The sequence below is a fragment of the Streptomyces sp. NPDC057253 genome (genome assembly GCF_042669125.1).
In the GTDB taxonomy this organism is placed as follows: Bacteria; Actinomycetota; Actinomycetes; order Streptomycetales; family Streptomycetaceae; genus Streptomyces.
Genome location: NZ_JBHUXV010000218.1, coordinates 1 through 9399 on the forward strand (window position 1 = coordinate 1; position 9399 = coordinate 9399).

The following is a 9399-nucleotide window of genomic DNA, read 5'->3' on the forward strand; positions in this document are numbered from 1 at the left end:
GAGACAGGGGGTGAGAACCCCGGGACCGGGCCCTCGCGGTGTCCTGTCCCCCGTCGTCACACGCGCTCCCGGCGGCCGGTCAGCGCGTGGATCACCGGACCCGCGACCAGCAGGAGCGCCCCGACGGCGAGGAACGGGACCGGCGTGTACTGGTCGGTGCAGGTCTGTCCGCCGGAGACCGCGTGGCAGACCTCGCCGGGGCCGCCCCGGTTCAGGTACGCGAGGTAGAAGGCGGGAAGGGCCAGGCCCGACACGAGGCCCGCGACGGCGCGCCGAGGGCCTCGGCGGAGCAGGGGCAGCGCGGCCACCGCGGCGAGGGCGAGGAAGGCCGGCCCCACCGTCAGGATCGCCGCGAGACCGACGCCGGCACACGCTCCCACCAGGAACCAGGCCAGGAACCAGCCCCATCCGCCCGCCGTACGGCGGTCCGCGCCGATGTCTCTCATGCCGCTCATTGAAGGCAAGGTCATGACAATCCGGCAATGGTCATCGCAGGAGCATTGCCGGAGCATCACTCAGCCATGACCACGTCCCGGGCGCACGGTCCCCCGGCGGAGGGTCCCCCGGCGCACGGCCCCACCCCGGATCGCGTCGCTCTGACGATTACACTGGGACCCGTGCCTCAGTCGAACTTCTGGTCCATCTATCAGCACGGGTTCGCACGCGTCGCCGCGTGTACGGGTCACACCGTCATCGCGGACCCGCCCGCCAACGCCGAAGCGGTTCTGCGTCACGCGCGCCAGTGCGCCGAGGAGGGGGTCGCCGTCGCGGTCTTCCCGGAGCTGGGGCTGTGCGGCTACTCCATCGAGGACCTGCTGCTCCAGGACGCGCTGCTCGACGAGGTCGAGGCGGCGCTCGACCAGGTCGTGGCCGGATCGGCCGAGCTGCTGCCGGTGCTGGTCGTCGGCGCCCCGCTGCGGCACCGCAACCGGGTCTACAACTGCGCGGTGATCGTGCACCGCGGCCGGATCCTCGGGGTCGTACCGAAGTCGTACCCGCCCAACTACCGCGAGTTCTACGAGCGCCGGCAGATCGGCGACGGCGCCGACGAGCGGGGCGGCTCGATCCGCGTCGGCGGCACGGCCGTACCGTTCGGCGTGGACCTGCTGTTCGAGGCCGGTGACGTGCCCGGTCTGGTGCTGCACGCGGAGATCTGCGAGGACATGTGGGTGCCGGTGCCGCCCAGCGCGGAGGCCGCCCTCGCCGGCGCGACCGTCCTGGTCAACCTCTCCGGCAGCCCGATCACCGTCGGGCGGGCCGAGGACCGCAAACTGCTGTGCCGCTCGGCGTCCTCCCGCTGCCTCGCCGCCTACGTCTACGCCGCGGCCGGTCTCGGCGAGTCGACCACCGACCTGTCCTGGGACGGGCAGGCCATGGTCTACGAGAACGGCGTGCTGCTGGCCGAGACCGAGCGGTTCCCGCAGGGGGACGAGTACGCGGTGGCCGACGTGGACCTCGACCTGCTGCGGCAGGAGCGGATGCGGATGGGCACGTTCGACGAGAACCGGCGCATCCACAAGGCCCGCACGGGTGACTTCCGCACGGTGTCCTTCGAGCTCGACCCGCCCTCGGGCGACCTGGGTCTCAAGCGCCGTCTGGAGCGCTTCCCGTTCGTGCCGGCCGACCCCGACCGGCTCGCCCAGGACTGCTACGAGGCCTACAACATCCAGGTCGCCGGGCTCCAGCAGCGGCTCGCGGCGATCGGCGGCCCGAAGGTCGTCATCGGGGTGTCCGGGGGCCTCGACTCCACGCACGCGCTGATCGTGGCCGCCCGTGCGATGGACCGCGCCGGGCGCCCGCGCAGCGACATCCTGGCCTGGACGCTGCCCGGCTTCGCCACCAGCGACCACACCAAGGACAACGCCCACAAGCTGATGTCCGCGCTCGGGGTCACCGCGGCCGAGCTGGACATCACGCCGACCGCGCGGCTGATGCTGAAGGAGATGGGCCATCCGTTCGCCTCCGGCGAGCCGGTCTACGACGTCACCTTCGAGAACGTCCAGGCGGGCCTGCGCACCGACTACCTGTTCCGGCTCGCCAACCAGCGCGGCGGCATCGTGCTCGGCACCGGTGACCTCTCGGAGCTGGCGCTGGGCTGGTCCACGTACGGCGTGGGCGACCAGATGAGCCACTACAACGTCAACGCGGGCGTGCCGAAGACATTCATCCAGCATCTGATCCGCTGGGTCATCAGCAGCGGCCAGTTCGACGACGAGACCGGCGAGATCCTGGCAGCCATCCTCGACACCGAGATCAGCCCGGAGCTGGTGCCGGGCGAGGAGATGCAGTCCACCGAGTCGAAGATCGGGCCGTACGCGCTGCACGACTTCACGCTCTTCCATGTGCTGCGGTACGGCTTCCGGCCGTCGAAGATCGCCTTCCTCGCCTGGCACGCCTGGCACGACGCCGACGCGGGCGAGTGGCCCCCGGGCTTCCCGAAGGACAAGCGCGGCGCGTACGACCTGCCGGCGATCCGGCGGTGGCTGGAGGTGTTCTGCAAGCGGTTCTTCGGGTTCGCCCAGTTCAAGCGGTCGGCGATGCCGAACGGGCCGAAGGTCTCGGCGGGGGGTTCGCTGTCGCCCCGCGGTGACTGGCGGGCGCCGTCGGACAGTTCGGCGAAGGCGTGGCTGCGGGAGCTCAGCCGCTTCGACTGAGCGGTGCGGGCCGGTGGGGGTGCGTGTCCCTGGGGGCTGCGCCCCCGGACCCCCGTCGGCCCGAGGGCCTCGTCCTCGAACTCCCCCAGAGGGGGTACCCCCCCCCCCAGACGGGCTGAGAGTGCCCGAGGTGCCTCCGGAGGTCAGCCGCCATTCCTGACCGGCGCGCTGCTGCGCCCGCCCCGTCCCGTCATCTCCGCGTCGAACGTCTCCTGCGCCACCCGCATCGCCTCCGCGTAGGCCGGCATGCTCAGGCGCCGCCACATCTCCTCCTCCGGCACGTCCTCGACGTGGGCGACGACCCACCAGATGGTGCCGAAGGGGTCCTTGATCCGGCCGCCGCGCTGCCCGAAGGCGCTGTCCGACAGGGGCGTGACGACGCGGGCGCCGGCCGCGATCGCCCGGGAGAACGTCTCGTCCGCGTCTGCCACGAACACCCGCAGCAGGCTCGGCATGACCGGCCAGTCGGGACTCCGGTCGAAGGCCAGGACGACCGTGTCGCCGATCCGGATCTCCCCGTGCCCGATCGCGCCGGACTCGGTGGCGACCCTGCCGAGCTCGACGCCGTCGAACACCTCGGTGACGAAGTCGAGGAAGGCCCCGGTGTCGTCGGTGACGACCCAGGGGGCGACGGAGGTGTAACCCTCGGGTGCTGCGCTGGTCTGCTCGGACATGTCGGCCCCTTCGTCGGCGTCGGACACCGACGACGTTAGGCGGCCAATAGGCCAGGGGCCGTCCTAAAAGTGGCGCGCCCCGCCGACGGGGGAAGATCGGCGGGGCGGTTGGTGCCGCTGTGGCTTCGAGGGGCCTGCGGACCTAGTGGACGGAGTACTCCTCCAGCGGGAAGGTCCCGCCGACGACGTCCTCCGCGAAGGCCTTCACCGCGCCGGTCATGACCTCGCGCAGGTTGGCGTACTGCTTGACGAACTTCGGGACCCGGCCGCCGGTGAGGCCCAGCATGTCGGTCCAGACGAGGACCTGCGCGTCGGTCTCCGGGCCCGCGCCGATGCCGACCGTCGGGATGTGCAGCACCCGGGTGACCTCGGCGGCGAGCTCCGCCGGGACCAGCTCCAGGACGACCGCGAAGGCGCCCGCGTCCTGCACCGCCTTGGCGTCCCGCAGCAGCTGCTGGGCGGCCTCCTCGCCGCGGCCCTGGACGCGGTAGCCCATGGCATTGACGGACTGGGGGGTCAGACCGATGTGGGCCATGACCGGGATGCCGGACTCCACCAGGAGCCGGATCTGCTCGTGGGAGCGCTCGCCGCCCTCCAGCTTCACGGCGCCCACGCCGGCCTCCTTGACCAGCCGGGTCGCCGAGCGCAGCGCCTGCACCGGGCCCTCCTGGTAGGACCCGAAGGGCAGGTCGCCGACGATCAGGGCGCGCGAGGTGCCCCGTACGACGGCGGCCGACAGCATGGTCATCTCGTCCATCGTGACGGGCACGGTGGTCTCGTAGCCGAGGTGACAGTTGCCCGCCGAGTCGCCGACGAGCATCACGGGGATGCCGGCCTCGTCGAAGACGGCGGCGGTCGTCGCGTCGTAGGCGGTGAGCATGGGCCACTTCTCGCCGCGCTCCTTGGCGAGGGCGATGTCCCGGACAGTGATGCGGCGCGTGCCCTTGCCCCCGTACAGCGACCTGCTGCCGTCGGAGGGCTTGGTGTGGGCAGCCGAAAGCTGCGTCATTGCAACGGCTCCTTACGTCATCTCGAGGCGCCCTGACGGCGTCCCCGGATCCCCTCCATGGTGGCACCTCGTGCCGGTCGGGGCCAGGGGCGGTCGGTGTGACCGTTCCGGCACGTAAGGTCTCGGTAAAGAATTACGATACGAGACGGTGCCGTATCGGAAATCATCTACGCTCGGCCGTATGACTACCGCAGTCCCTGACTCCCGGGTGCCGGAGGCGGTGCACCGGCGCCGCTGGGCGATCCTCGGCACACTGATGCTGAGCCTGCTGATCGTGGTGCTCGACAACTCGATCCTGAACGTCGCGATCAAGACGATCTCGACTCCGGCACCGACCGGTCTGGGCGCCACCCAGAGCGAGCTGGAGTGGGCGATCAACGCCTACACCCTGGTCTTCGCCGGCCTGCTGTTCACCGCCGGGCTGCTCGGTGACCGGCTCGGCCGCAAGAAGGTGCTGCTGGGCGGCCTGCTGGTGTTCGGCGCGGGGTCCGCCCTCGCCGCCTTCTCCGGCTCGCCGGTCCAGCTGATCGCCTTCCGCGCCCTGATGGGGCTCGGCGCCGCCTTCGTGATGCCGGCCACGCTCGCCGTCCTGATGAACGTCTTCGAGCGCGACGAGCAGCCCAAGGCCATCGGCATCTGGGCAGGCGGCGTGGGTCTCGCCATCGCCATCGGCCCGATCACCGGCGGGGTGCTCCTGGACCACTTCTGGTGGGGCTCGGTCTTCCTCATCAACGTGCCGATCGTGGTGCTCGCCCTCGCGCTGATGCTGTGGCTGGTACCGGACTCCCGCGACCCGAACCCGGGGCGGATCGACCCCGTCGGTGTGGTGCTGTCGGTCATCGGCCTGGTCCTGCTCGTCTACGGCATCATCAAGGGCGGCCAGCTCGCCGACTTCACGGACGCCACCGTGCTCTCCACCATCGGCGCCGGTCTCGCGGTGCTCGTCGCCTTCGTGGTGTTCGAGAAGCGCAGCGACCACCCGTCGATCGACGTGACGTACTTCAAGAACAAGGTGTTCTCGGCCGCGATCGGCGCCATAGGGCTGGTCTTCTTCGCGCTGATGGGCGTGACCTTCTTCTCGGTGTTCTACACCCAGAGCGTGCGCGGCTACTCACCGCTCCAGACCGGTCTGCTGATGCTGCCGCTGGCCGCCGCACAGCTGATCTTCGCGCCGCGCGCCCGGCTGGTCGTCGACCGCTTCGGCAACAAGGCGACGACCACCGGCGGCATGCTGCTGATCGCCGCGATGCTGGGCGCGTTCACCGTGCTGGACGCGGACACGCCGATCTGGCTCCTGGAGGTCATCTTCTTCCTCATGGGCACCGGCATGGCGCACATCATGACGCCGACCAGCGTCGTCATCATGCAGGCCCTGCCGCGCGAGAAGGCCGGCTCCGCGTCCGCGCTCAGCAACACCTTCCGGCAGGTCGGCGGCGCCCTCGGCATCGCCGTCCTCGGCTCGGTGCTCTCCACGGCCTACCGCGACGGCATCGAGTCCCACCTCGGGGCCGTTCCGGCGGGCGTACGGCACACCGCGGGCGAGTCCATCGAGGCCACCCTCGGCGTCGCCGCGAAGCTCGGCCCCCGGGGTGACGCCCTGGTCGGCCCGGCCAACGACGCCTTCCTGCACGCGATGCACGTCACCGCGCTGTGCGGAGCCGGTGTGGCCCTGGTCGGCGCCCTGGTGGTGGCGCTGTTCCTGCCGGGCAGGCCGACGGAGCCCCAGCGGGGGCCGGAGGAGCAGGAACTGGCCACCGTGACCGAGTGACGGTACCCGCGGGTGTCGTATAAGAGGGAGAATTCCCTCGGTACGGAGAGAGGTTCCCTCAGTACGGAGAGAGGACGGAGTGACGTGAGCAGCCTCGTCGACGGTCAGCAGCCGGCAGGCGCTCCGGGTCCGTCCCGGGGCCGGCCCCGGAGCGAGGCGGTGGAACGTTCCATCCTCGAAGGGGTGGTGAAGCTCCTGGAGGACGGCGTGCCGCTCTCGGAACTGTCCATCGAGCGGATCGCCCGGACCGCCGGCGTCGGCAAGGCCGCCATCTACCGTCGTTGGAGCGGCAAGGAGGAACTCTTCGTCGACGTCGTGCGGGCGGCCGAGCCGGCGGACGTGACGCTGCCCGGGACCTCCATGCGCGACGACCTCGTGGCGCTGCTCGAACAGCTGCGCCAGCGGGGTCTGTTGCGGCGTTCCTCCGCCCTCCTGCACAACGTGCACGCCCAGATGAAGAGCAGTCCGAAGGTGTGGTCGGCCTACCACGCGATCGTCGTCGCGCCCCGGCGCCGGCTCCAGATCGAGATCCTGCGCCGCGGCCAGGAGAACGGCGAGCTGCGCGCGGACATCGACGTCGAGCTGATGAACGACATGTTCGTGGGCCCCATGCTCTTCCGCACCCTCATGCAACCGGACGCCGACCTGCCCGAGGGACTGTCCGAACAGATCGTCGATACCGTCCTCGAAGGGCTACGGCCCGTCAGTTCGCGGGTGCCGTAGCAGCCGTGTGCGCGTTTCGTCACAGTGGGCGCTTTCCCCGCCGGGATCCGGAACTCGTCGCGCCGACTTGTACGTCATCGCCCCCGTACGGTCGTCATGGGACGACGAGACGGGAGCCGATCATCCCCTAGGGTCTTACGGGGTGTCTGACACCCCCCGGTGACGGGGTGAACGGTGTGCACGGCAGGTAGTGAGGCGACGGTATGGCGCAGCAGGCGTACGTGACGGAGACGGCGGACGGCAGCTCGGGACCCGAGCGCCAAAGAGGCCGGTTCCGGCGCCTGCTCGGCCGTACGGTGTCCGGCTGGCGCGGTGACAAGCGGATCTGGCGCCGCGGAATCGTGCTGGCCGCCGTGGCGGTGGCCGTCGCCCTGGTGATGCTGCTGCACGCGCAGATCCCGAACGCCATCGGCAACCTCGGCTCTCTGACCGAGACCTTCCTGCCGTGGCTCGGCGTGTTCGTCCCGGTGCTGCTCCTGCTGGGTTTCCTGCGCAAGTCGGCGACCGCGCTGATCGCGGTGGTGCTTCCGGCGGCCGTGTGGCTGAACCTCTTCGGCGGGCTGCTGTCGGACAAGAACGGCACGGGCGGCGATCTCACGGTGGTCACGCACAACGTCAACGCCGACAACGCCGACCCGTCCGGCACCGCCCGGGACGTGGCCGCCTCCGGCGCGGACGTGGTGGCCCTGGAGGAGCTGACCGCGTCCGCGGTGCCGGTGTACGAGAAGGCGCTGGCGTCGACGTACAAGTACCACGCGGTCGAGGGCACGGTCGGGCTGTGGAGCAAGGACCCGCTGACCGGCGTGCGGGCCGTCGACATCAAGCTGGGCTGGACCCGGGCCATGCGGGCCACGGTGACCGCGCCGGACGGCCAGGTCGCGGTGTACGTGGCTCATCTGCCGTCCGTACGGGTGAAGTTGGAGGCCGGGTTCACGGCCCGGCAGCGCGACACGAGTGCCGACGCACTCGGGGAGGCCATCGCCGCCGAGAAGCTGCCCCGCAAGATCCTGCTCGGTGACCTCAACGGCACGATGAACGACCGCGCGCTGAACGCGGTCACCTCGCAGATGCGCTCCACGCAGGGTGCGGCGGGCAGCGGCTTCGGGTTCAGCTGGCCGGCGTCGTTCCCGATGGCGCGGATCGACCAGATCATGGTGCAGGGCGTGGAGCCGGTGACGTCGTGGACGCTGCCCGAGACCGGCAGCGACCATCTGCCGGTGGCGGCCCGTGTGAACCTCGACACCTCTTCGTAACCCTGGGGAAGCCTGGGACGGGCACTCTTTGTTCCGGTAATGAACATATGCTGATACGGAACTCCGCTCCCCCGTTCGAAAGGCTCGACCTCTTCATGCCTCTGGCCCTGCTCGCACTGGCCGTCGGCGCTTTCGGTCTCGGCACCACCGAATTCGTCATGATGGGCCTGCTGCCCGACGTCGCCGACGACCTGGGCATCTCGATCCCCACCGCCGGTCACCTCGTCTCCGCGTACGCGCTGGGCGTGGTGATCGGCGCCCCGCTGCTCGCCGCGGTCACCGCCCGGATGTCCCGCCGCAAGGTCCTCATCGGTCTGATGGGGCTGTTCGTGATCGGCAACGCGGCCTCCGCGTTCGCCCCGGGCGAGTACACCCTGCTCGCGGCCCGCTTCGTGAGCGGTCTGCCGCACGGCGCCTTCTTCGGCGTCGGCGCGGTCGTCGCCACGAGTCTGGTGGCACCGGAACGCAAGGCCCGCTCGGTCTCCCTGATGTTCCTCGGCCTGACCCTCGCCAACATCGCCGGAGTGCCGGTCGCCACGCTCATGGGCCAGCACCTGGGCTGGCGGGCGACCTTCCTCGGCGTCAGCGCGATCGGCCTGGCGGCGATAGCCTCGCTGGCCCTGCTGATCCCGCACGACCACACCCAGGCGCCCCGGGTGGGCCTGCGCGGCGAACTGGCCGCCCTGCGCCCGCTCCCGGTCTGGCTCGCCCTCGGCACCACGGTCGCGGGCTTCGGGGCGCTGTTCTCCGCGTACAGCTACATCACGCCGATGCTCACGGACTCCGCCGGCTACGCCGACTCCAGCGTGACCCTCCTGCTCGCGCTGTTCGGCGTGGGCGCGACGGTGGGCAACCTGCTCGGCGGACGGCTCGCCGACCACTCCCTGCGCGGCACCCTCTTCGGCGGCCTGACCTCCCTGATCGTGGTCCTGGCGCTGTTCCCGGCGCTGATGTCGGCGCAGTGGAGCGCCGCGGTCGCGGTGGTCCTGCTGGGCACGGCGGCCTTCGTCACCGGGTCCCCGCTCCAGCTGATGGTCATGGAGAAGGCCTCGGCCGCCCCCTCCCTGGCCTCCTCCGCCAACCAGGCCGCGTTCAACCTGGCCAACGCCGGCGGCGCCTGGATCGGCGGCCTCGCCCTGGCCGCGGGCCTCGGCGCGACCTCCCCCGCGGTCACGGGCGCCGGCCTGGCCGTGCTCGGCCTCGGGGTCGCCGCGGTGGCGGCGGTCGTGGACCGGCGGCGCGCGGCCGTCCCGGCGGGCCGGGAGCGTGTGGTCGCCTCGCATCTGCCGGAGCACGCGGAGGCAGTGCGCCACTGAGC

At 71.0% G+C, this 9399-nt stretch carries 8 protein-coding genes; 5 read left to right on the forward strand and 3 right to left on the reverse strand.

What is annotated here, in order from left to right; genetic code table 11:
* Positions 1 to 56: 56 nt before the first annotated feature.
* Positions 57 to 455 carry a hypothetical protein gene (locus tag ACFULQ_RS47235; protein WP_383557488.1) on the reverse strand — a complete coding sequence of 133 codons (399 nt, stop codon included), beginning with the start codon at positions 453 to 455 and terminating at the stop codon, positions 57 to 59.
* Positions 456 to 617: 162 nt separating this feature from the next.
* Here ACFULQ_RS47235 and ACFULQ_RS47240 point away from each other — a divergent pair, with 162 nt between their 5' ends.
* The gene (locus ACFULQ_RS47240; RefSeq protein WP_383557491.1) at positions 618 to 2654 is read left to right on the forward strand and encodes an NAD(+) synthase; all 2037 of its coding nucleotides are present in this window, start codon (positions 618 to 620) and stop codon (positions 2652 to 2654) included.
* A 143-nt stretch (positions 2655 to 2797) separates the two neighbouring features.
* Here ACFULQ_RS47240 and ACFULQ_RS47245 read toward each other — a convergent pair whose 3' ends face one another.
* Positions 2798 to 3328 (reverse strand): VOC family protein, encoded by a 531-nt coding sequence (locus ACFULQ_RS47245; RefSeq protein WP_383557494.1) that lies wholly within the window; start codon positions 3326 to 3328, stop codon positions 2798 to 2800.
* Positions 3329 to 3470: 142 nt separating this feature from the next.
* A complete protein-coding gene (gene panB, locus ACFULQ_RS47250) occupies positions 3471 to 4337 on the reverse strand; it encodes a 3-methyl-2-oxobutanoate hydroxymethyltransferase (protein ID WP_383557497.1) in 867 nt (288 codons plus the stop codon).
* A 181-nt stretch (positions 4338 to 4518) separates the two neighbouring features.
* Here panB and ACFULQ_RS47255 point away from each other — a divergent pair, with 181 nt between their 5' ends.
* The 4 genes from ACFULQ_RS47255 (at position 4519) to ACFULQ_RS47270 (ending at position 9397) form a co-directional block, all read left to right on the forward strand.
* Positions 4519 to 6105 (forward strand): MFS transporter, encoded by a 1587-nt coding sequence (locus ACFULQ_RS47255; RefSeq protein WP_383557499.1) that lies wholly within the window; start codon positions 4519 to 4521, stop codon positions 6103 to 6105.
* 159 nt (positions 6106 to 6264) lie between these two features.
* On the forward strand, positions 6265 to 6828 hold the full coding sequence (locus ACFULQ_RS47260; protein ID WP_383557502.1) for a TetR/AcrR family transcriptional regulator: 564 nt from the start codon (positions 6265 to 6267) through the stop codon (positions 6826 to 6828).
* A 203-nt stretch (positions 6829 to 7031) separates the two neighbouring features.
* Positions 7032 to 8081 (forward strand): endonuclease/exonuclease/phosphatase family protein, encoded by a 1050-nt coding sequence (locus ACFULQ_RS47265; RefSeq protein WP_383557503.1) that lies wholly within the window; start codon positions 7032 to 7034, stop codon positions 8079 to 8081.
* A gap of 95 nt (positions 8082 to 8176) precedes the next feature.
* Positions 8177 to 9397, forward strand: a complete 1221-nt coding sequence (locus ACFULQ_RS47270) for an MFS transporter (RefSeq protein WP_383557505.1) — start codon at positions 8177 to 8179, stop codon at positions 9395 to 9397.
* Positions 9398 to 9399 lie beyond the last annotated feature (2 nt).